Here is a 22,402-nt window from a genome sequence, read left to right on the forward strand (position 1 = left end):
TGGGTCTTCGCGAGGGACGCAGCATCAACGTCGCCTACGAAACGACATTCCTGATCAACTGGCCGCGCCATCTCGGCGGCGGGTCCGTCAACCTCGCCTTGACAGGTGCGATGGTCCTCATCCCGGTTCTCGGGAGCCAGTGATCGATCCCAGGGAATGGCCGCCGGCCGCGTTGGTCGCTGCAGGACCCGATCCACGCCGGCCGGCGGTCATCTCCTGGTCACCAGGGTGGAGCGAGCGGGACCCGTGGTCCCGGTGCCGGCCAGATCCGGAGGGTTCTGGATTCATGAGACTGTCCGAAGGTGTTTCCGGGAGCCGGATACTCTCGCTGGGCGAATACAGCCCGACTCGCGTCGTCCCCAACGAGGAGATCTGCGCGCGGCTCGACTCCAGCGACGAGTGGATCCGCACACGAAGCGGCATCGTGACCCGCAGGATCGCGGGCCCGGACGAAACCGTGGTCGACATGGCGCAACGCGCCGGTCACAACGCGATGTGCGCGGCCGGGCTCTCTCCCGAGGACATCGACCTCGTCATCGTCGCGACGAGCTCCCTCCCGTACCAGACACCTGGCGCCGCCGCGGAGGTCGCGCACCGGATCGGCATCACGGCACCCGGTGCAATGGACATCACGGCCGGATGCGCCGGTTTCTGCTACGCCCTCTCCGTCGCCTCGGACGCGGTCCGCACCGGAAACTCCGCCTGCGCCCTGGTGATCGGTTCTGAGCGCCCCACCGACATGGTGGACCCTGATGACCGCTCCATGGCCTTCCTCTTCGGTGACGGAGCCGGAGCGGCGATCGTCGGACGCTCCGAAGAACCGGGCATCGGCCCGGTCGTCTGGGGCTCTGACGGATCGAAGGTGGAAGCGATCGCGCAACGGCCGACCTTCGCCCAGCTGAGGGCCGAGGTGATGGCCGGCGGCACGGCCGTCCTGCCGATGGTCCGCATGGACGGAGTCGCCGTCTTCCGCTGGGCGACCGCCGAGGTCGCCAAAGTCGCCGCCCGGGCGCTCGACGCGGCGGGTGTGGCCCCGCACCAACTCGGCGCCTTCGTCCCGCACCAGGCGAACCTGCGCATCATCGAATCGGTGGCCCGGGCCCTGAGACTTCCGAAGTCGGTGGCGATCGCACGCGACATCGTGCACCGCGGCAACACCTCGACCGCGTCCATCCCGCTCGCCCTGCACGGGATGCTGGAACGCCGCGAGGTCAAGAGTGGCCAGCCCGCCCTGTTCGTCGGGTTCGGCGCGGGGCTCACCTATGCCGGCCAAGTGGCGTTGATCCCCTAGATCCCGTATCGACGACCGGTAGAGCCGGGAAGACGCCGCGGCGTGTACGGAGCCGCCGTCGAACTGCGAGGTTTGGCATCACGGGGACACGCCGGACGACACGCAGCATCCGCGCGATAGCGCCGGTCGGCCTGCATCTGTCGGGGTCCCACTCAGCGCCTCAGACCTGCGCGGGGACCGGATCAGGGATGTCTCTCTGAAGTGAGATAGAAATTCTGTCCATCTGGACAGTACATTTGGACAGTCGATCACCCAGCACGCCCTCGGCCTTATCCAGACGCGTGGTCGGAAAGGTGGCCATGTGGCCAGTTCACCTGGACAGTCCAGTCAGCCCAACCAGCCGGGCGGACGTCACCGCTCGATGGCTACCCGGCATCAGCTGCTGGACGCGGCGGCGCAACTCATCGCCGAGGTCGGCTGGGGACGCGTGACCACGCGGGCCGTCGCCGAACGGGCAGGGCTGCCGCACGGTGCGGTCAGCTACCACTTCCACGGCAAGCAGGAGCTGCTGACCGAGGCCGCGATGGCCACCGTGGAGGCGATGTTCCCGTTGGACCAACTCAGGTCGGTCACCAAGCTGACCGACCTGATCCCGCTGTTCCAAGCATCGATCTCCACACCACCGGACCCGGAGACCATCGATCCAGTCAGCTCCGGGGTGCTCGCGGAGGCGATGCGCGAGTGCGGGCGCAACCCCGAGTTGCGCGGCCGCATCACCGAGTTGCTTCGCGCCTACAGGTCGCTGGTCACCGATCTGGTGCACGCCGAGCAGGGCCGCGGCGTCGTCGAGCGGGGGCCGGACGCGACCGATCTGGCGACGCTCCTGATCGCCGCCGGCGACGGGCTGCTCCTGCACGCCCTCCTCGACCCGCAATTGCCGATCGCCGGAGCGGCCGAGGTACTGCTCGCACTTGTCCACACCTAAACCGAGGCGTTCACACCGTCCGTAGACGAGCGAGCGCCGGAGAGGCTCCCATGGACGAGGACGTAGCCCAGCGCGAGAAGGCGACACGGCTCAGCAGCACGCAATGGACGACCTTGGTCCTGCTCACCCTGTGCATGTTCGTGGTGGTCCTGGATGCCACAGTCGTGCTCATCGCGCTGCCGGCCATCCTGTCGGATCTCGGGGGCACGCTCGCGCTGGCGACCTGGATACCCGCCGGGTTCGCGCTGGCCTTCGCGGCGTTCCTGCTGATGTTCGGCAAGCTCACCGACATCTACGGCAGACGGCTGATGTTCATCGCGGGCCTGGTCGTGTTCAGTGTCGCCTCCCTGGCGGCCGCCCTCTCCCCGTCCATCGAGTTCCTGGTCGGCGCCAGGGTCGTCCAGGGTGTCGGCGCGGCGATCATCGAGCCGGCCATCATCGCGCTGATCAAGGCATCGTTCCCCGCCGACCGGCTCGGGCTGGCGTTCGGCGTGGAGGGCCTCGCCGCGGGCCTGGCCGGTGCCGGCGGCCCGATCGTGGGCGGCTACCTGGCCACGGCCTTCTCGTGGCGCTACATCTTCGTCATCAATCTGCCCATCGGTTTGATCGCGATCGTGGCGGCGTATGTGCTGATCTCCGAGTCGCGGGACGAGAACGCCGATCGGCGGCTCGATCTGCCCGGGGTGCTGCTCAGCGGAGCCGGTCTGTTCGCCCTCGTCTTCGGGATCGTCCAGGGCCCTGAGTACGGCTGGGCCTCGCTTCCCATCGTCACGGCCTTCGTGGCTGCGGCCGTGCTCCTCACGCTCTTCGTCCTTGCGGAGAGCCGGGTCGCGAACCCGCTGCTGGACTTGTCGCTGTTCAGGTACCGGCTGTTCGCCGTCGGCGGTCTCCTGCGCGGCGCGGTCGAGTTCATCAGCCTGGCGATCTTCTTCCCGCTCGTCCTCTTCCTGCAGGTCGAGTTGGCGTATTCACCCCTGCGCAGCGGGCTGACCCTGCTTCCGTTCATCATCGGCGCGGTCATCGCCTCGCCCCTGGCCGGCAGCCTGTCCGACCGCGTCGACCTCCGATGGCCGGTCGTCCCGGCCATGTTCGCCACGGCTGCCGCGCTGTTCTGGCTGGCGCATCTGGCCCCTGGCACGACCTGGACCTCCCTCATCGCACCGCTCTTCGCCGCGGGCCTCACGCTCGGCGCGTTGTACGGGCCGACGACGAGCGGATCACTCAAGGAGATCCCGACGGAGAAGGCCGGTGTGGCGTCGGCGGTCTCGTACGGCGCCGTACTGCTCGGCTTCGAACTCGGCATCGCGGTGACGTCGGGCGTGCTGCAGAGCCGCTTCATCGACGAACTGGAGCATGCGCCGGCCGGCGCGGCACTACCGAGCGACAAGGTCCAGCAGGTCGCCTCATCGGTGCTGACCGGAGAGGGGGACGCCGGAGCGGCCCTGGCGTCCGAGCAGGTTCGGCAGTTCATCCAGACGGCACTCGCCCACGCGGCCAACGCCGCCATCCTCAGCTGCGCGGCCATGGCGGTCGTGGGCGGCGTAGCCGGGTTCTTCTTCGCCCCTCGGGCCGGGCGGACGGTGGACACCAAGGGAGAGGAGCCCTCCGCATGACACCCAACGACGGCACCGGACGTACGGAAATGCGCGAACCGGGGAATGCGCCGCCCGCCGGGAACGGGCTTCTCGCCGTGCTGATGCTCGCCACTTTCATCGTGGTGTTCGACACCGCCGCCGTGGTCATCCCGCTGCCAGCGATCCTGGAGGATCTCGGCGGGACGCTGGACATGGCGACCTGGGCGTACGGAGCCTTCGTCCTGGTGTTCGCGGTGTTCCTGCTTCCCTCGGCGCGGCTCGGGGACCGGTACGGCCGGCGCCCGGTGTTCCTGGCCGGGATGGCGCTGTTCACCCTGGCCTCGCTGGCGTGCGCACTCGCCCCGTCGATCGCGTTCCTGACGGTCGCGCGCGGTGTCGAGGGGCTGGGTGCCGCGATGGCCGAACCCGCCGCGTTCGCCATGGTCAACACGGCCTTCTCCGGCAAGGCCAAGCAACGCGCGGCCGGAGCGCACCGGGGCGCCTTCGCCTTTGCCGCGCTCAGCGCGCCCATCCTGAGCGGGCTCATCACCTGGGGCCTGTCCTGGGAGTTCGTGTTCTCCCTGAACGTGCTGGCCGGCGCCGCCGTCATCGTGGCGGGCATCAGGCTGGTCCCCGACACCCGCGACGACAATGGTCCGCGGTCTCTGGACGTCCCCGGTGTGCTCCTCGGCGGCCTCGGCGTGTTCGCCCTGGCGTTCGCGGTCATCGAAGGCACCCGGCTCGGCTGGAGCTCACCGCCGATCGTGGCCTTCATCGTCGCCGCAGTCGTACTCCTCGGCCTCTTCGTCCTCAACGAAAGGCGCGCCGACGCCCCGCTCGTGGACCGCGGCCTGCTCGCGTCGCGCCGGTTCACCGCCGGCAATCTCGCTCGCGGGCTCGGAGAGTTCGCCAGCCTCGGACTGTTCTTCGCGCTGTCCCACCTCCTGCAGGTCCAACTCGGCCACTCCGCCCTCGTCGCCGGGGCGCTGCTGATGACGATCATCGCCGGAGCGGTCATCGTCGCGCCCGTCTCCGAATCCCTCACCGGCAAGACCGACGTCCGGCTGCTGGTGATCCCGGGCTTCCTACTGATCGCAGCGGGCACCTTCTGGATCACGCTCTCGTCATCACACCCCGGCTGGCTGTTCTTCCTGGCGCCGCTCGCGATCGCCGGAGCCGGTTTCGGGCTCCAGGAGGACCCGACCGCCGCCACCGCCCTGCACGACGTTCCGCCCAGGCGGTCGATCAGCGGCCGCAACATCTCCTACGTCGTCTACCTCCTGGGGATCACGGCCGGTGTGGCGGTGGTCTCGGGAGTGTGGCAGAGCCGCTTCGTCGCCAACGCCAAGGACGCTCTCGGCGAAGCCGGCCTTCCTCCGGCGGCGCGCGATCTGTCGGCAGACCTGTCCAGCGGCGGAGTGAGCGGCGACCCGGCGGCGAACATCACCGGACCCGGCGCGGACCGGCTGCGGGAGATCGTGCACACCGCGTTCACCGACGCGGTCGGCACGGCACTCCTCAGCTGCGTGGCGGTGGCCGTCCTGGGTGCCCTCGTCGCGGTGCTCCTCTCCCCTGCGAAGGATGACCGCTCCGACTCCTCCACCGCCGACGGCACGACGAGCGACTGAGAACACCGGGGGCCAGGCCCCCGCGGGCCTGCCGGCTGCGCTCAATTCTCGCTGCCTCTCGGGTGCTCAGCGGAAGAGTCACGACACAATGCGCAACATTCAAGCGGGCATCTATTCATTCGGCTCCGTACCGCAGCACCATGCGGGCACTGAATGCTTCCCCTGGATCCCGTATGTCTCCCTGTCAAGGCCGCGTACCTGAAACGGCTCGCGCTGGACGCGAGCCGGTGACTCGTTCCAATCACCGTGTTAGCCTCCACAGGAATGATCAATTAAGGACCGTTCACGGCGGCGAGCGAAGGGACTCGGATGCTCACTCGAGACCAAATCTTCGAAACACTGAAGGACAATCTTCACCTGATCTCGGAAGAGACCCGGGGGAAGGAGATATCCGAGGACGCGAGCCTGGCGGAGTACGGCACCGACTCACTGGAGCTCATCGAGGTCGCCTCGCGCACCATGAAGCAGCTCAATGTCAAGGTGCCGCGCACCGAGGTGTCGAAGATCGACAGCATCGGTGAGCTGGTCACGCTCTTCGAAAAGGCCGCGCATAAGGACTGACGGGAGGACCGCATGCCGTCTCGCACAGGCCAGCCGTCCGCAGTGCCGCAAACCGGCGCCGCCATCACCGGATGCGGTGCGATCACCGGCCTCGGGCCTGACACCGCGTCCTTCTGGAGTGGTCTCGTCAACGGGCGCTCGGGGATTCGCCACTGGCTGGGCAAAGATTCGAGGATTGACTCCAAAATCGGCGGCGACCTCAGTGATTTCCAGCTTTCCGGCTATCTGGCGGATGTCGGCCAGGACTACCCGGAGGACCTCGCACACAAGGCGAAGAAGCTGTTGCGTGCGACGCCGTTGTCCGGGGTCCTGACGGCGGCCGTGGCAATGCAGGCGTGGGTTGAGGCCGGGCTGCACGAATCGCCCGCCCCGGCAGCGCGATGCGCGCATGTCTGCGCCGGCCATAATCTCGGCCACGCCTACATCTCGGAGAACCTCAAGACCTTCGACGAGGATCCGGAATACATCGAGCCATTGTTCGGGGTGCACCACCTCGACACCGACGTCGTCGGCGTCACCTGCGAACTCCTCGGAATACGGGGACCGAGTTTCATGGTCGGAGCCGCGTGCGCGAGCGGCAACATCGCGATCATCACCGCTCTCGGGCTCATCCGTTCCGGAGCGGCGGACGTGGTGCTGGTCACCGGTGCGCCCGTCGCGCAGGACTCCCTGGTGCTCCAGGGTCTGGCGATGATCGACGCGCTCTGCACCGGAACGTTCGACGACGAGCCCGAACGGGCCTCGCGGCCGTTCGACGCGCTCCGCGCCGGTTTCGTGCCGAGCGAAGGCGGCGCGGCCGTCGTCCTGGAGTCGGCCGCCAGTGCGCGGCGACGGGGCGTGGCACCTCTCGCGGCGCTGCTGGGCGGAGCATGCACCTCGAATGCGCACCGGCTGACCAAGCCCGACCAGAACGGACAGGAACGTGCCATGCGCGAGGCGCTCACGACCGCGGGCATGGCGCCGGACGAGGTGGACTACGTCAACGCCCACGCGACGTCCACCCCGCTGGGCGACGCGACGGAGGTCGCGGCCATCAAGTCCGTCCTCGGCGCGCGGGCGGCCGAGATACCGGTCAACTCCACGAAGTCGATGACCGGTCACTGCCTCAGCGCCTCCGGCGTCGTCGAGTTCGTCGCCACCGTGCTGCAGCTGCGGCACGGCATCGTCCACCCGACGATCAACCAGGAGAAGCAGGACGAGTCACTCGACCTCGACTTCGTGCCGAACGAGGCCAGGGAGCACCGGATGGGGACCGCGCTTTCCAACTCCTTCGGCTTCGGCGGCATGAACTCATGCGTGGCCGTGGGGGCGGTGTCATGAACGACGGCCGGAAGGCACTGGTGTTCGAGGGCCAGGGAGGTGACGCAGCCGGCCTCCCCGCGGCGCTCGGCCGCGACTGCCCGACCTGCGGGGAGGTCCTCAACGAGGCCGACGCCGCGCTCGGCTTTCCGCTGTCAAAGGTCATCTTCGAGGGGACGCCGGACGAGCTGCGCCAGACCGCGGTCGCGCAGCCGGCGCTGGTCGCCATCGAAGTCGCGCACGCCCGGCACCTCCTGTCCCTGGGCGTACGGCCCGCCTATCTCGCGGGGCACAGCATCGGGCAGTACGCGGCACTCGTCATCGCCGACGCCGTGGACTTCGCGGACGCGGTCCGGCTGGCCGCCCGCCGCGGCGAGCTCATGCAGGCGGCGGTCCCGGACGGTGTGGGCGCTATGGTCGCCGTCAGCGGGCTTGAGCTGTCCGATGTGCTCAGCGTCTGCCGGGATCGGCGCCATCTCGGTGCGGTGGGCGTCGCGTGCGACAACGCCCCCGGGCGCACCGTCGTCTCGGGTACGTCCGCCGCGGTCGGGGCCGTCGTCACCGCGTGCCAGGACGAAGGAGCGATCACCGCGGAACTCCCGGTGAGCGTGCCCTTCCACTGCGACCTGCTGTCGGATGTCAAGGACGCGTTCGCGACGGCGCTGGGCGAGGTCACGTTCCGCACCCCCGCGATCAGTGTGGTCGACAACGTGACGGCACGCCTGCTCACGGCCGGCGACGACATCCGGTCGTTGCTCGCCGAGCACATCGTGGCCCGTGTCCGGTTCCGCGAGAGTCTGAAACTCATCGCCGCGTCCGGCGCCGTCGGTGAGATCGTCACGTGCGGCCCCGGCCACAGCCTGGTCAAGATGATCGGCAAGACGGTTCCGGGTGTGCGAGCCGTCCCCTTCGACCGGTACGTGCTGGACTGCTCCGCCGGCCTCGGGGGTGGTCACTAGCCATGGGCACCCTCGCCCCCCAGGGCCTCATCGTGTCCGGGGCCGACCTGCCGATCGCACAGGCCGTGGTGGTCGCAGCGCGGAACGCCGGTGCACGCGTCCTCGCCTGCACGCATCTGCCGGGTGCGACCGCGGAGGGCAAGCCGGACGGGAACGGGGGCTCGCCCCTCGCCGCCGACCTGGCGGACGAACTCGTGGTCGACCGGGTCTTCGAGATGGCGTCCGACCGAATGCCACTGGGCCGCCTGGTCAACGTCGTACGCCCCGGCGACGACGGTCATGGGCCGGCCGACCTCCCTGAAGGCGACTGGAACGATGCACTGATCTCATCACTGCACACATCGTTCCTGATGATCCAGCGTGCGGTCGGTGAGTTCATCTGCGACGACGGTGGCCGGATCGTGAACGTCATCGACATGACCGGGTGCGTCCCCGATCGCGGCATAGCGGCGGTCGTTCGGTCGGCGTTGTCGTCGATGAGCCGCTGTGTCGCCAAGGAATACGGCAGGCGCGGTGTGGCGTGCAGCCTCGTCGTGGCCTGCAACGACATCGCTGGGGCTGGTGGCTCCCCCGAGGACGTCGCGGAAGCGGTGGTGTACCTCGCCTCCCAAGACGCGTCGATCGTCACCGGCGACGAGTTCCACATGACCGTCCGTTCCGAAACAACGGGCCCCTCCGACCAGGAGCGAGCACAATGCAAGTCGATATCGGGATTGACGACCTGAACGTCTACGGCAGCACGCTGGTGATCGACGCGGCGGACATCGCCGCCGTGCGCGGCACCCCCATGAAGCGGCTCACCCAATGGCGCCTCGACAGCCGGTCTCTCGTGCCGCCCTACGAGGACCCGGTCACGCTGGCGGTCAACGCCGCGCGGCCGCTCGTCGACGAGCACGGCGCCTCGGACTTCGGCCTGCTCCTCGTCGCGTCCGAGTCCGGCCTGGACTACTCGAAGCCGCTCAGCTCCTACGTGCACGAGTTCCTCGGCCTGCCGGGAAGATGCGTCCACTCGGAGATCAAGCACGCCTGCTTCGGTGGCACCGCGGCGCTGCTGCTCGCGGCCGACTGGGTCCGCGCGAACCCGCACGCCAAGGCACTGGTGGTGACGACCGATCTCTCCCGGCGGCTCTTCGGGCACGCGGCGGAGTCCGCCGAGGGCATGGGCGCCACGGCGCTGGCCGTCTCCGCGGAGCCGCGGGTCCTCGGGCTGGACGCCGCTCGGGGCTTCGCGAGCAAAGAGATCTACGACGTCGCCCGGCCGACGCACATCCACACCGTCGTCGACTCGGAACTGTCCTTGTCGGCGTACCTCGACCTGGCGGAGATCGCCTGGTCCGACTACCGGCGCCAGGACGGCGCGGCAGCCTACGACGACCTCGATCACCTCGCCTTCCACACGCCGTTGGCCCCCCTCGTCCAGCAGGCGCACCTGCTGTTCGCCGAAGAGAGCTCCGCCGACGTGCCTCCGGCCGAGCAGTTCGAGCGCAAGGTGGCGCCCTCGCTGAGGTACTGCCAGAAGATCGGCAACACCTTCTCGGGTTGTCTCTTCGTCGCGCTCGCCGGTCTGATCGACGATGCGCCCGACGCGGACACCGGGCGGCGGATCGGGTTGTACTCCTACGGCTCGGGGTCGAGCGCGGCCTTCTTCAGTGGCGTTCTGCGGCCGGGAGCCAGGGCGCGTCTTGCCCGGCACGACATCTCTTCCGCCCTCACAGCCCGGCGCCGGGTTGACGTCCGCACCTACGAGCGCCTGGTCGAGGACCTTGAGCAGAGCCTCACCGCGGAGGACTTCGAACCGGACACCGGAGCCATCGTCAACCATTTCGAGGAGAGCTATGCGGGCCGGAACGCACTCGTCCTGTCCGGAGTCAAGGGCTACCAGCGCAGCTACCAGTGGAGCTGACCGGACCTCAGGTGGACACGGGGTGAGGCCGGCATGAACGGCGGAGCTCCTACCGGACCGCGGGACCTGGACGGCAAGGTCATCGTCGTGACCGGCGGAAGCCGGGGCATCGGCAGATCCCTTGTGCTGGGCGCCGTCGCGCGAGGCGCACGGGTCGCCTTCTGCGCGAGATCGACCGGTGAGGCGGCGCAGGAGGTGCGCGCCGAGGCCGAGCGGCTCGGCGGAGCGGGATGCGTGCTCCCGATGGCGGCGGACGTGTCCCGCGGCGCCGACGTGGATGCGCTCGTCGACGCGACTCTGGAGGCCTGGGGCACGATCGACGTCCTGGTGAACAACGCGGCGATCGACAAGGACGCCCTCCTGCTGCAGATGCCGGTCGCCGAGTTCGCGGCGGTCCTCGCCATCAACCTGACTGGACCGTTCCTGATGTCGCGGCGGGTTCTTCGCGAGTTCCTGCACCGTGACACCCGCGGCGTGATCGTCAATATCGGGTCCATCTTCGACCGCGGGGCACCGTCCCAGACCGCCTATTCGACCAGCAAGGGCGGCTTACGGGGTCTGACACGCGCGATCGCCGAGGAGTACGGCGCGTCCGGCATCAGGGCGAATCTCGTGGTGTCCGGCTTCGTCGAAACGGCGCTCTCCCAGCACATGCCCGCGCAATTCCGGAAGGCCGTGCTCTGCAACCCCCTGTCCCGCGCCGGCAGCACGACGGAAGTCGCGTCGGCGGTGCTCTTCCTCGCCGGCGGCGCCGGCCGCGCCATGAACGGGGCGACCGTGTACGCCTCCGGTGGAATCGTCGACGCGAACTTCTCGGGATGATCATGACGACTCCATGGTTCGACGAGGTCGCCCCCGGCATCGGCTCCCTCCGGGTGGCAACGGACGAACGGCCGTACTTCGAGGAGAAGGCGCTCGAGTTCCTCCGCGCGGCCGTCCAGGAGGTCATCGCGAACGAACGGCTGCACGCGGTGCTGCTCGAGGGTGGCGGCCGCCAGTTCAGTGGCGGTGCTCCGGCCGATCTCCTGCTCTCACCCGATGCGGACAAGCGCGTCGAACGGCTGATGGCGGAGGCCGGTCGGCTGCTCCTGGAGGTCCCGGTGCCGACGATCGCCGTAATGTCCGGCCACGCCGTCGGCGGCGGGCTGATGCTGGGCCTGTGGTGCGACCTGGCCGTTCTGGCCGAGGAGTCGCTCTACGGCGCCAACTTCCTCGACCTCGGCTTCACACCGGGAATGGGGTCGACCGTCCTCGCCGAAGAGGCGTTCGGCGTCCCGCTCGGCCGCGAGCTGCTGCTGACCGGGCGGCTGATCAAGGGCCGTGAGATCCGCGCGTCCGGAGCCCCCATCGGGTACGCGGTCGTGCCCCGGTCCGAGGTCCGCTCGACCGCGCTGCGGCGGGCCCGCGAGATCGCGGACCTGCCGAGGGACGCCGTGGTCCTCCTCAAGCGGCACCTCGCGTCCCGCCGCGGGAACCGGCTCCGCGAGGCCCTGCAAGAGGAGAGCGCGATGCATCGCGCTCTGCTCACGCAGCCGGCGACCCGTCGCCGCATCGCCGAGCGGTATGTGAGTGGTGATCGTTGATGGGCATCCCAATACCCCGCCCCGACGAGACCGGCCCGGTCCGGGTGGACCGTCGCGGAACCTCTCTGCATCTCGTCCTCGACGACGAGGAGAACCGCAACCGGTTGTCCACCCGAGTGCTGCGTACGTTGCGGCTCGCCCTTCCGGCCGCCTCCGGCACGGTGGACGAGGGGGTTCGCCTCGTCGTGCTGGAGAGTTCGAGCAGGCGGGTGTTCTCCGCGGGCGCCGATCTGAGTGAGATGAGCACGCTCACGAGCCCCCGTGACCTGGAGGAGCTCACAAGAGCGCTACCGGCATTGGCCGAGGCGATGCGACGGTGTCCCGTACCGGTCCTGGCCCGTGTGGACGGCCTCTGCCTCGCCGGCGGTGTCGGCCTCGTCCTCGCCGCCGACATCGCCGTCTGCGCCGACACGGCCCAGTTCGGGCTGACCGAGGTCGACGTGGGGCTCTGGCCGTTCATCGTGTCCGCCTTGCTCATGCCGCACTGCTCACCGAAGCGGGCGATGGACCTGATGCTCAGCGCCGAGTGGATCGACGCCGCCACGGCATGCGAGCTCGGGATGGTCTCGCGGGTGGTGGACGCGGACGAGCTCGACACCGAGATGGAACGGCTGATCGCCACGATCTCGCAGAAGCCCGCAACGGCGGTCCGCCTCGGGAAGTCCGCCTTCCACACCATGTGGTCCCTACCGCCGGACCGGGCGCTGGAGTACGCGCGGCAAAGGCTGGCCGCCTCGCTCGGGCATGCCGCCGTGCGGCGTCGCATCGCCGCCTTCCAGTCCACAGCCTCCGGTGGATCCGCACGGGCGCGGCGGAGCCGGGCCCCCTGAACTCCGGATCTCGGACCCGGGATCGCACCAGACCGATGCACAGCCACCCGAGAGGAGAGAACGCGATGGGGACCATCAGATCGATCACCCGGCGAAGCGGCCTGCCCCCAGGTCCGGCCCTGCCGCCCGTCGCCCAGCTCCTGCTCTACGCGGCACGTCCCGAGGGCTGGCTGCGCCGCTGCGGCGCGCGGTACGGGGACACCTTCACCCTGCGGGTCGCGACGCTCGGCACCGTCGTGTTCTTCACCGACGCCGAGACCACACGCGTGATCATCTCGGGCGACCCGAAGATCTATCACGCATCCGAGATCAACATGGTCGAGCTGATGCCGATCGTGGGCCCGTACTCCTCCTTCACCCTCGACGAGGACGCCCACGCCAGGTCCCGTCAGCTGCTGAATCCGTTCTTCGGCCGTGACCGCTCGCGTGCCTCCGGCGCCGTCGTCGAGGAGGCCGCACGGCGCGAGGTCGCCTCATGGCCCCGGGGACGGCCGTTCGAACTCCGTTCGCACATGCAGGACCTGACCCTGGATGTGATGCTGCGGGTGACCTTCGGCGATGACGTCGCACCTCGGCTCGCCGAACTCGCGCGGGCCATCACCCGCATGGTGGAGAGCGGCACCCTGGTGCTCCCGCTACCGGCGCTGCGCCGCGACCTCGGGCCGCGGAGCCCGTGGGGCAGATTCGTCAGAGCCCGGGCCCGGGTCGACTCACTCGTCTACGAGATGATCGACAGGCAGCGCGCGGCGGCGGACGCGGCCGAGCGCACCGACGTCCTGTCCCGGCTCGTTGCAGCGACGGACAAGCAGGGCGACGGGCTCAGCCGCGAAGAGATCCGTGATCACATCGTCACGGTGCTCATCGCCGGCCTGGAGACGACGTCGACGGCACTCTCCTGGACGTTCCACGAACTCGCCCGCAACCCCGGCGTCCAGCAACGCGTGCGGGCAGAACGCGCCCGCGGCGCCGACACCTACACCAAGGCCGTGGTGAAGGAATCGCTGAGGCTGCACCCTCCGGTCCTGGTCGGCCCCGTGCCCATGGTGACGGAGGACGTCACGTTGAACGGGTTCCGCATTCCCGCCGGGACCTTCGTGACGCCGGGGACCACGCTCATCCACCACGATCCCGGCGATTACCCCGAGCCCGACCGCTTCCTCCCCGACCGGTTCCTCGAAGGCTCTCCCCCCGCACACCGGTATCTCCCCTACGGCTGGGGTCCGCACCGTTGCGTGGGCGCCAATCTGGCGTCCATCGAGATGGAGCGCGTTCTGGGCGCCGTCCTCGAGAGCGTGACCATGACCCCCACGACGCCGAAGCCCGAGCCCGGCGTCATCCGCTACGTGACCTGCGCGCCCAAGAACGGGGCACGCGTCGTGATTCAGCCCGCCTCCCGATGAACGGAGCTGAGTAACACAATGAGCACAGAGCATTTAAGAACTCCCGGAAGCTCCCCCACAGCGCCGGCCGGCGGGTTCGGTCGTCCGCGACTCGGCACGTCGATCTTTCCTGCGGCAAGTGCGCTTCCCCGTACCGTCTCCTGGCGGTACGCCGTCGTGGTCGGGCTCGGCGCGGCCATCCTCATCGTGGTGTCCTTCGGCCCGATGAGGGACGACATCGGAAACATGGCCCTCATCGTGTGGCCGTTCGCAGCCGTGGTCGGCGCTCTGCAGTGCCTGCTCATCGGCGAACTCGCCTCGCGGTTCCCGTACCGCGCGGGCGGGGTGGCCCAGTTCGGCTACCGCGCGGCGCCCAACGGCTCCCCCACTCTGGGGGCAGTGTCGAGCTGGGGCTACTGGTTCGCCTGGACTCCCGGGATCGCCACGCACCTGATCCTCGTGTCGACGTACCTTCACGAGCGGGTACTGCACGGCGTCAACATCCTGCTGCTCGCGGCCTTCATCGGAGCCTGCCTCTACGCCGTCAACTCACTGGGGCTGCGCATCACCATGACGCTGAACATCGGGCTTGCGGTGTTCAGCATCGTCCCGCTGACTCTCATCATGATCGGGCCGCTCTTCCGGCCGGCCGCCTTCGAGTTCGATCGGGTGTGGCCTATCCGGGTGCCCGCCGAAGCCGCGGGCGATCCCCTCCAACTCGCTCTGATCTTCTTCAAGTGGCTGTTCATCGCGGCCTGGGCGGCCTATGGAGCCGAGATGGCCTCCACCGTGGTCTCCGAGATCCGCGATGCGACCAAGAGGATTCCCCGATCGCTCGGCATCTCCAGCCTCATCTGCATCGTCACGTTCACCGGGGTGCCGATATCGCTGATCGGTACCGCCGGCATGGCCGGTGGCTCGTCCGAAGGGACGGCCGCGTTCGATCCGGCGGCACGGGCCATCTTCGGCCCGGCGGGCCCCACGATCATCGGGCTGATGCTGAGCTGCGCGATTCTCCTCGGCGCGCAGGTGTTCATCATCGGGTCGTCTCGGACGATCTATCAGATGTCCTTGGACGGGCACCTGCCCGGTGTCTTCGCGAAGACCAACCGGCGGGGTGCTCCAGTCGGCTCGATGTTCTTCGACATCCTGATCATCGTCGGCCTGCTGTCGGTCTTCGGCACCGATGTGGTCGACATCGTCGCCGCCGCCGGCGTCGGGTACATCGTGGTGTTCATCCTGCTTCCCCTCGCCTACCTGCTGCTGCGCCGCCGTCCGGACGGCAGCCCCGGCGCGTTCCGCCTGCCCCGCCAGGCGGCAGGGCTGGCGGCGGCGCTGTTCCTGCTGAACCTGCTGGTCCTGCTGGTCGGCGGATCACTGTGGGGCGTCAAGGTCATGGGGATCGGACTCGCGATCACCTTCGCCATCGTTCCGATCTCCAGGCTGACCCGGCGTGCGCGGCGGCGGGCCGAGAGGTCCGATGTCCCGGAGATGCCGGAGGCGACATGAACGGGAAGCGCACCGGGAGAAGGGCCGCGGTGGCACCGGCTCCAGGGCCGGTGCCACCGCGGCGCGGGGGCTGTCGCCGGATGCCGCTACAGACCGCCGTCAGGCGGGCGGGCGGTCTTCTTCAGGACGCGTTCCAGGTTGGCGTAGAGGTAGCCGTCCATGGCCTCGTCGGGCAGGTCGAGCCGGAGCGCATCCCCGACTGCCCGGTCGAAGGCGAGAAGGGGCCATCCGCTGGCGAACATGACCTTCGTCCTGCCCCGCCGCGACCGCATGAACGAGACCAGCTCCGGCTTGAGGTAGCGGGCGCTGTAGGCGGTCGTCATGAGGTAGAGGTTCTCGTACTTCATCATCAGCCGGACGAGCATCTCCTCCCAGGGATGCCCGCCGTGCGAAGCGATGACCGTGAGGTTCGGGAAGTCCCGCAGCACACGGTCCAGATGCAGGGGATCCTGCGTCCACGCCGCGCCCTTCGGCCCGGGGACGCCGACGTTGATGGAGACGATCGTGCCGGTCTGCTCGCACAGCGAGTAGTACGGGTAGAAGCAGGCGTCGGCCGGCGGACGGTCGAAATTGAACGGCACCAGCCGGAACACCCGGAGTCCCTGGTCGATCAGGGCCTTGAGGCGGCGGACTCCGGCGGTGATCCCATCGCCGTGGCCGCCGATCGCGCGCGGGGAGTTGAAGCCGGCCGACGCCGTGAAGAGGTCCGGCCGCTCCGTCACCGCTTTCACCACGTCCTCGCCTTGGACGCACCGGACCTCCGGAAGCTCCGGATACTCGACGCCGTAGGCGGTGAGAACGGCGCGTTCGATGCCCGCCGCACGCATCTCCTTGATCATTTCTGGGAGCGGGGTGCCGGCCTGCATCTGCTCCGCCCTGCTGAAGAAGGAGCTGACCTCGTCATAGATATCGACCGTGAATACCCCGGCAAACTCCGGGGTGTTCAAGTTCACCCATCCATCGAACACTCGGCGAGTCATCTTTGGACCTCCTTCACGCATCGGGAGCCGACACCAGCAGTATGTTTCGGCGGCAACATGGAAGCAAGGGAGGGATAATTCCGAGTACGTTAATATCGCCGATCCAAGGTCATGGATCGGGAAGAGTCGGTCGCATCGACCGATGCAGTACCCAGTCAACAGTACGTCTGACCTGCACATATAGAGCGCTCGATGACCAAGAAGGAGGGCCAGTCACATCACTCGACCCCTTGACCAGTCGGCCGCGGCATCGGATAGTTACCAGGACGCGCACCGACGGATCTCTTTGGGAGGGGCCAAAGCAGATGAGTTTGGAAAGCGTAATGTCCCACTCGACGGGTACCGCAACCGGAATGGAGCAGCCATCGAACACATGCACACATGACAGCCTGATAAAAATCGACGAGAAGGCCGTAGCCCACGGCAACAGCCTGCGCATTCTCGCGCCAATACCGTTCACCCGGTGGAAGAAGATCGGCGACCAGCTGTCGGCGCTGGCCAACGCGTCAGCATGGTGGCTGGGCGACTGGCTGGTCTACGGCGAGGCTCGGTACCCCGAGCGCTACAAGCAGGCCGTCAAGGAGACGACTCTCGACTATCAGACGCTCCGCAACTACGCCTGGATCAGCCGCAAGATCGATAAGTCTCGCCGCCGGGTCACGCTCAGTTTTCAGCACCATGCCGAAGTGGCATCGCTGCCTGAAGACGAACAGGAGGAGTGGCTCGACAGGGCCGAGAAGTTCAGCTGGTCCAGGAACCTCCTACGGCAATACCTTCGCGTTCACCGGGAGACATCGGGGGAGGCCGGAGACGGCCGGCCCGCCAAGGGCGTCGTCATTCAGGTGAACGTGCCCACCAGCGAGGAAGAACGCTGGCTGGAGGCCGCCAGGAGGATGGATCGTCCCCTCGACGAGTGGATGATCATCACCCTCAGCCGCGTGGCCGACGCCCTGCTACGTGGAAAGAACGAGATCACCGTCCAACCGAAGTAGTCACGGCGGCATCGACGAAGCCGCACGTTCCCCCCAACAGCGACCAGGAGGGCCGCATGTCCGACAACGCCACCGCCGGCCACGACAGGACGCGGACCGGCAGGGTCGCTCTCGTGACAGGCGCCTCCAGCGGCATCGGCGCCGCCATCGCCCGCCGGCTCGCCGGTTCGGGTGCGCACGTGGTGATCGCCGACCTGGACGAGAAGCAAGGCTCGGCCCTCGCCGGGCAGATCGGCGGCGCATTCCACAAGACCGACGTCTCGGTGCTCGCCGACAACGAGGCCGCCGTGGAGGCCGCGGTCCAGCGGTTCGGCCGATTGGACGTCGTTCATCTGAACGCCGGCATCTGTGGCGGCACGGAACTCGACCCCGAGCAGTACCGCAGGACGCTCAGCGTCAATCTGGACGGGGTCTTCTACGGTGTCTGCGCCGCGGTACCGCAGCTCCAGCGGCAGGGCGGCGGAACGATCGTCGTCACCGCCAGCATCGCGGGACTCATCGGACTGCCGTACGACCCGATCTACACAATCAGCAAGCACGGCCTGATCGGCCTCGTCCGCTCCCTTGGACCGGCGCTCGCCCCTGCCGGTATTTCCATCAACGCTCTCTGCCCGAACTTCGTGGACACCCCTCTCATCGCCGAAGACCGTCCGTTCCTCGACGAAGCGGGGATTGAGCTCCTCGACACCGGTCACGTCGCCGACGCGTTCGAGTCCGTGCTCTCCGACGATCGCACCGGGCGCGCATGGCTCGTGCAGGCGGGCCACAAGCCGGCGCCGTACGACTTCGCGCCGGTACCCGACCTGCCCGCCGCCCTCGACTTCTCCTAGAACCGCCCGCCGAACCTGGACCAACAGAAATGGGGTGCTGCCATGACGTCCTCATACCGCGGCATTCTTTGGGACGATCTGCGGCACGGCCAGACCTTCTGGTCGAGCGGCCGGACCATCACCGAGCATGATGTGTCCGCCTTCTCTGCACTGTCCGGCGACTTCAACCCACTGCACGTCGACGACGAAGAGGGGAAATGCTCGGTCTTCGGACGGCGTATACCGCACGGGCCGCTGGGAATGCTGTTCGCGATCGGCGGATATGACCGCATCGGTCTTCTCGAAGGCGTCGTCGTCGCACTTCTGGACATGAACTGGCGTTTCCGGGCGCCCATGCACATCGGCGACACGCTGCGCACGAAAGTGACAGTAGCCGCGCTCGAAGAGAGCAAGAAGCCGGACCTGGGAAAGCTCACCATGCACCTTCAGATGTACAACCAGCGCGAAGAGGTCGTGCAGGAGGGTGAGCACCGATTCCTGATCCGGCGGCGAACCGACGACGAGGCAGGACCATGAGATCGCCGACCCGAGGTGAGGAGAAGATGCGCCGCACGCAACGCACAGGGAGCCGGCTCCCCCCAGGCCCACGCCTCCCCAAGTGGCTGCAGACCGTCCTCGCACTCCACGATCCGGTCGGGTTCTTTGAACGCTGCCGCCAGCGCCACGGCGAGGTGTTCCGGATCGACTTCATCGGGATCCCACCGGTCGCCTACGTCGGCGACCCCGACCTCGCCCACGAGGTCTTCACCACCGACCGCGGCATCGGGCAGGCCGGCGAGGCACGCAAGCCCTTCCTCGAGCCGCTCGTCGGCGTCAACTCACTGATCTGCCTCGACGGCGACGACTGGATGCGGCAGCGGCGGCTGCTCGGCTCCGCCTTCCACGGCAAGCGCATCGAACGGTATCGCGAGGACATCGCGGCCATCGCCGCCGCGTACGTCCGGGAATGGCCGACGGCCACGGAGATCCGCCTCCGCCCGCGCATACAGGTCATCACGCTCGAAATCATCCTCCGCGTCGTCTTCGGGGTCCGCGACACCAGGCGTGTCGAGCGACTCCACGAGCTGCTGCCCCCGCTTCTCGCCTCGTGGGAGTCGGTGAACTCGCTCATCTCCATCCTGCCGAGATCGCTCTGGGCCCGCGTCGAACCGATTCTGGCGCGCGTTCCCCGCAACCCGGTCGCGAAGTTCACCGACCTGTTCACCGAGACCGACCAGGTGCTCTACACCGAGATCGCCGAACGCCGCGATGCGGACGATCTCCAGGACCGGGCGGACATCCTCTCGGTGCTGATGCGGGCTCGCGACGACGACGGCAGCGCGATGACCGACCTCGAACTGCGCGACGCGCTGATGACGCTCATCGTCGCCGGCCACGAGACCACCGCGACGGGACTGGCCTGGGCCTTCGAGCGGCTCGTCCGCAACCCTCAGGTGCTGGACCGCCTCACCCGTGCGATCGACGGGGAGGACGACGATCGCGGCTACCTCGACGCCGTGATCAAGGAGACCCTGCGCACTCGCCCCGTCGGGCCGGACATGCCGCGATACCTCACGGGACCGCTAGAACTCGGCGGCTACCGGATTCCCGCCGGCTGGTGGGTCAACCCGTCCGCCACGCTGCTGCACAACATGCCGGACCACTTCCCCGACCCCGACGACTTCCGCCCGGAGCGATTCCTCGAAGAGGACCCGCCGGCCTGGATGCCGTTCGGCGGGGGACGGCGCAAGTGCCTCGGCGCGCAGCTGGCGATGTTGGAGATGCAGGCGGTGATACCGGCGATCCTCGACCGCTACCGGGTCCGAATGGCCGGAGACGACGCCCCGGAGAAGCCGCTGATGCGGTACGCGACCCTCGTCCCGTCACAGGACGGCCGCATCAGGGCAGACCGCCGCTGAGCCGAAAGGAGCGCAACATGCAGGCATGGCGAGTCCGGTCTCTCGGCCCGCCGGACGAGGTGCTGTCACTCGAGGGGACGCCGGAGCCCTCCCCTGGCCCGGGCGAGGTCGTGATCCAGACCGAAGCCGCGGCGCTGAACTTCCCCGACATCCTGGTCTGCCGTGGTGAGTACCAGGAGCGTCCTCCCCTCCCTTTCACCCCCGGCATGGAAGCCGCAGGCCGGGTGGTGAGCGCCGGAGCCGGCGTCTCGATCACCGAGGGCAGCAGAGTGGCGGGGATCTGCCGACTGCCGCACGGCGGGTTCGCCGAGCACGCGGTCCTCGGCGCGGAAGAACTCTTCGAGATTCCCGACGAGATCCCGTCCGCGACCGCGGCCGCCATGGTGGTCACCTACCAGACCGGCCTGGTCGGGCTCCACCGGCGTGCCGGCCTGCGGGCCGGGGAGACGTTGCTGGTGCATGCAGGCGCAGGCGGAATCGGCAGCGCGGCGATCCAGATCGGTCTGGCCACCGGCGCCCGGGTGGTCGCCACCGCCGGGGGCGCGGAAAAGGTGAAGGCGTGCCGCGCCTTGGGAGCCGACCTAGCAATCGACTACCGGACGGACGACTTCGTCGCCGCAGTACGGGATTTCACCGCCGGTCGCGGCGCCGATGTCATCTACGACCCGGTCGGAGGCGAGACGTTCGACCTGTCCCGCAGGGCGGTCGCGTTCGAGGGCCGCATCGTGGTCGTGGGCTTCACCGGAGGCAGCATCACCCAAGCGCCGACCAACCACGCCCTGATCAAGAACTATTCCATCGTCGGGCTTCATCTCGCCCTCTACTGGACACGGCGGCCCCGGTACATCGCCGACGTCTACCGGACGCTCCTGCGTCTCTATGCAGAGGGCAGCGTCGATCCATTGATCTCGGAGCGGATCGACCTCACCGAAGTACCCAAGGCACTCAACAGCATGGCCCTCCGCGAAACCATCGGAAAAATCGTCGTGACGAAGGAGTGATGGCCATGGCGGACATGGTCCCCGCAGGCCCGCATTCGCGGCTCCGGCTCGGAGTAAATCACATGCTGTGGAGGAAGGCCCCACCGAATGACCTCGCCTTCTTCGTCCGCGAATTGGAAGAGCTCGGGTACGACTCCTATTGGACCGCCGAAGCGTACGGCGCGGACGCCTTCGTACCGCTCTCCTGGGGCGCCGCCGGATCGTCCCGCCTCCGCTTCGGGACGGCAGTCGCCCAGATCAGCGCACGCGCACCCGCCGCGGCGGCAATGGCCGCGATGACGCTCGACCACCTCACCGGCGGCCGATTCGTTCTCGGCTTGGGCGTGTCAGGCCCCCAGGTGGTCGAAGGATGGTACGGGCAGGATTTCAAACATCCGCTGGCGCGCACGCGCGAGTACATCGCCATCGTCCGCGAGATCATCGCGCGCGAGAAGCCGGTGAGCTTCGAGGGCGAGCACTACCGCCTTCCACTGCGCGGTGGCACCGGTCTGGGCAAGCCGCTGAAGTCCGCTCTGCATCCGCTGCGCCCGGATCTGCCGATCTACATCGGCGCCGAGGGACCGAAGAACGTCGCGCTAGCGCGGGAGATAGCCGACGGGTGGCTGACCTTCCTGTTCTCACCGCGGCACGAAGAGTGCTTCAGGGAACCGCTCGATGCGGGGGTCGCGCAGGCTCGTCCCCGCCGGACGTGGGACGAGTTCGAGGTGGCCGCGAGCACATGGGTGTCGATCGACGACAACATCGAGAAGGCCGCTGACCGGCTACGCCCCACCCTCGCGCTGTACATCGGCGGAATGGGGTCACGGGACAAGAACTTCCATGCCGATCTCATGACGCGCATGGGATACGGAGAAGTGGTCTCCACGGTCCAGGAGCTCTTCTTCGAGGGCCGCCGGCCCGAGGCCGCCGCGGCCGTGCCCACCCAATTGATCGAAGAGGTCGCATTGATCGGTCCACCGGAGAAAGTGGCCGACGACCTGCGCCGCTGGAAGTCCAGCATGGTGACGACGCTTCTGGTGAACGGCGACATGCAGGCACTTCGGGCATTGGGCCGGCTCGCTGTGTGAATATCTCGAACGACCCACGTACCGTGCCCGGCGGCCCGGCTCGAAGCACGAGCCGGGCAATGGCGGAGGTGGACGAGAATCGAACTCGCCAGGCGAGCGCAGCCCGCCTCAACGGTTTTGAAGACCGTGCCGGTCACCAGACCCGGAAACACCTCCAGATGCGTTGATCTGCATTCAGTCTATGTGACCGCCA

The 22,402-nt window shown here is 68.2% G+C and carries 21 protein-coding genes and 1 tRNA gene; 20 read left to right on the forward strand and 2 right to left on the reverse strand.

The features are described from left to right. The first annotated feature begins 286 nt into the window (after positions 1-286). The 14 genes from E1293_RS00110 (at position 287) to E1293_RS00175 (ending at position 15,441) form a co-directional block, all read left to right on the forward strand. Positions 287-1,291 carry a beta-ketoacyl-ACP synthase III gene (locus E1293_RS00110; RefSeq protein WP_132192422.1) on the forward strand — a complete coding sequence of 335 codons (1,005 nt, stop codon included), beginning with the start codon at positions 287-289 and terminating at the stop codon, positions 1,289-1,291. Between the two features lie 361 nt (positions 1,292-1,652). Then, entirely contained in the window at positions 1,653-2,216 is a 564-nt protein-coding gene (locus tag E1293_RS00115; RefSeq protein WP_132192424.1) for a TetR/AcrR family transcriptional regulator, read from the forward strand. A 50-nt stretch (positions 2,217-2,266) separates the two neighbouring features. After that, the gene (locus E1293_RS00120) at positions 2,267-3,829 is read left to right on the forward strand and encodes a DHA2 family efflux MFS transporter permease subunit (protein WP_132192426.1); all 1,563 of its coding nucleotides are present in this window, start codon (positions 2,267-2,269) and stop codon (positions 3,827-3,829) included. After that, the gene (locus tag E1293_RS00125) at positions 3,826-5,418 is read left to right on the forward strand and encodes an MFS transporter (protein WP_132192428.1); all 1,593 of its coding nucleotides are present in this window, start codon (positions 3,826-3,828) and stop codon (positions 5,416-5,418) included. Before E1293_RS00120 ends, E1293_RS00125 begins: the two co-directional genes overlap by 4 nt. 309 nt (positions 5,419-5,727) lie before the next feature. After that, positions 5,728-5,979, forward strand: coding sequence for a phosphopantetheine-binding protein (locus E1293_RS00130; protein WP_132192430.1), 252 nt, complete (start codon positions 5,728-5,730; stop codon positions 5,977-5,979). 12 nt (positions 5,980-5,991) lie between these two features. Beyond that, positions 5,992-7,299 carry a beta-ketoacyl-[acyl-carrier-protein] synthase family protein gene (locus E1293_RS00135; protein WP_132192432.1) on the forward strand — a complete coding sequence of 436 codons (1,308 nt, stop codon included), beginning with the start codon at positions 5,992-5,994 and terminating at the stop codon, positions 7,297-7,299. Further along, on the forward strand, positions 7,296-8,237 hold the full coding sequence (locus E1293_RS00140) for an ACP S-malonyltransferase (protein WP_165978019.1): 942 nt from the start codon (positions 7,296-7,298) through the stop codon (positions 8,235-8,237). The genes E1293_RS00135 and E1293_RS00140 overlap by 4 nt, the downstream gene beginning before the upstream one ends. A 2-nt stretch (positions 8,238-8,239) precedes the next feature. Further along, complete coding sequence (locus E1293_RS00145; protein WP_132192436.1) at positions 8,240-8,962, forward strand: SDR family NAD(P)-dependent oxidoreductase; 723 nt, start codon at positions 8,240-8,242, stop codon at positions 8,960-8,962. Next, positions 8,932-10,140 (forward strand): hydroxymethylglutaryl-CoA synthase family protein, encoded by a 1,209-nt coding sequence (locus tag E1293_RS00150; protein ID WP_132192438.1) that lies wholly within the window; start codon positions 8,932-8,934, stop codon positions 10,138-10,140. Before E1293_RS00145 ends, E1293_RS00150 begins: the two co-directional genes overlap by 31 nt. Positions 10,141-10,173: 33 nt before the next feature. Beyond that, positions 10,174-10,962 carry an SDR family NAD(P)-dependent oxidoreductase gene (locus E1293_RS00155; protein WP_132192440.1) on the forward strand — a complete coding sequence of 263 codons (789 nt, stop codon included), beginning with the start codon at positions 10,174-10,176 and terminating at the stop codon, positions 10,960-10,962. Between the two features lie 2 nt (positions 10,963-10,964). Then, positions 10,965-11,723, forward strand: coding sequence for a polyketide synthase (locus E1293_RS00160; protein WP_165978020.1), 759 nt, complete (start codon positions 10,965-10,967; stop codon positions 11,721-11,723). Continuing rightward, positions 11,723-12,553 (forward strand): enoyl-CoA hydratase/isomerase family protein, encoded by an 831-nt coding sequence (locus tag E1293_RS00165; RefSeq protein WP_132192444.1) that lies wholly within the window; start codon positions 11,723-11,725, stop codon positions 12,551-12,553. The genes E1293_RS00160 and E1293_RS00165 overlap by 1 nt, the downstream gene beginning before the upstream one ends. Before the next feature lie 65 nt (positions 12,554-12,618). Beyond that, positions 12,619-13,953: a cytochrome P450 gene (locus E1293_RS00170; RefSeq protein WP_165978021.1), complete on the forward strand. Its 1,335-nt coding sequence runs from the start codon at positions 12,619-12,621 to the stop codon at positions 13,951-13,953. Positions 13,954-13,971: 18 nt separating this feature from the next. Continuing rightward, positions 13,972-15,441 (forward strand): APC family permease, encoded by a 1,470-nt coding sequence (locus tag E1293_RS00175; protein WP_132192448.1) that lies wholly within the window; start codon positions 13,972-13,974, stop codon positions 15,439-15,441. An 86-nt stretch (positions 15,442-15,527) separates the two neighbouring features. Here E1293_RS00175 and E1293_RS00180 read toward each other — a convergent pair whose 3' ends face one another. After that, on the reverse strand, positions 15,528-16,394 hold the full coding sequence (locus E1293_RS00180) for an amidohydrolase family protein (RefSeq protein WP_165978022.1): 867 nt from the start codon (positions 16,392-16,394) through the stop codon (positions 15,528-15,530). Positions 16,395-16,774: 380 nt separating this feature from the next. Here E1293_RS00180 and E1293_RS00185 point away from each other — a divergent pair, with 380 nt between their 5' ends. From E1293_RS00185 to E1293_RS00210, 6 genes are read left to right on the forward strand one after another with little or no spacing between them, the layout of a single operon-like run. Continuing rightward, positions 16,775-17,413, forward strand: a complete 639-nt coding sequence (locus E1293_RS00185; RefSeq protein WP_207938584.1) for an LmbU family transcriptional regulator — start codon at positions 16,775-16,777, stop codon at positions 17,411-17,413. A 56-nt stretch (positions 17,414-17,469) separates the two neighbouring features. Continuing rightward, positions 17,470-18,243 carry an SDR family NAD(P)-dependent oxidoreductase gene (locus E1293_RS00190; RefSeq protein WP_132192452.1) on the forward strand — a complete coding sequence of 258 codons (774 nt, stop codon included), beginning with the start codon at positions 17,470-17,472 and terminating at the stop codon, positions 18,241-18,243. Between the two features lie 42 nt (positions 18,244-18,285). Then, the gene (locus E1293_RS00195; protein ID WP_132192454.1) at positions 18,286-18,759 is read left to right on the forward strand and encodes a MaoC/PaaZ C-terminal domain-containing protein; all 474 of its coding nucleotides are present in this window, start codon (positions 18,286-18,288) and stop codon (positions 18,757-18,759) included. Continuing rightward, entirely contained in the window at positions 18,756-20,141 is a 1,386-nt protein-coding gene (locus E1293_RS00200; RefSeq protein WP_132192456.1) for a cytochrome P450, read from the forward strand. Before E1293_RS00195 ends, E1293_RS00200 begins: the two co-directional genes overlap by 4 nt. Positions 20,142-20,158: 17 nt before the next feature. Continuing rightward, the gene (locus tag E1293_RS00205) at positions 20,159-21,142 is read left to right on the forward strand and encodes an NADPH:quinone oxidoreductase family protein (protein ID WP_132192458.1); all 984 of its coding nucleotides are present in this window, start codon (positions 20,159-20,161) and stop codon (positions 21,140-21,142) included. A gap of 5 nt (positions 21,143-21,147) precedes the next feature. Then, positions 21,148-22,209: an LLM class F420-dependent oxidoreductase gene (locus tag E1293_RS00210; RefSeq protein ID WP_243715929.1), complete on the forward strand. Its 1,062-nt coding sequence runs from the start codon at positions 21,148-21,150 to the stop codon at positions 22,207-22,209. Between the two features lie 60 nt (positions 22,210-22,269). Here the strand turns inward: E1293_RS00210 and E1293_RS00215 are convergent. Beyond that, positions 22,270-22,365 (reverse strand) — tRNA-Sec (locus E1293_RS00215). Between the last annotated feature and the right edge of the window lie 37 nt (positions 22,366-22,402).

This window comes from Actinomadura darangshiensis (assembly GCF_004349235.1).
In the GTDB taxonomy this organism is placed as follows: Bacteria; Actinomycetota; Actinomycetes; order Streptosporangiales; family Streptosporangiaceae; genus Spirillospora; species Spirillospora darangshiensis.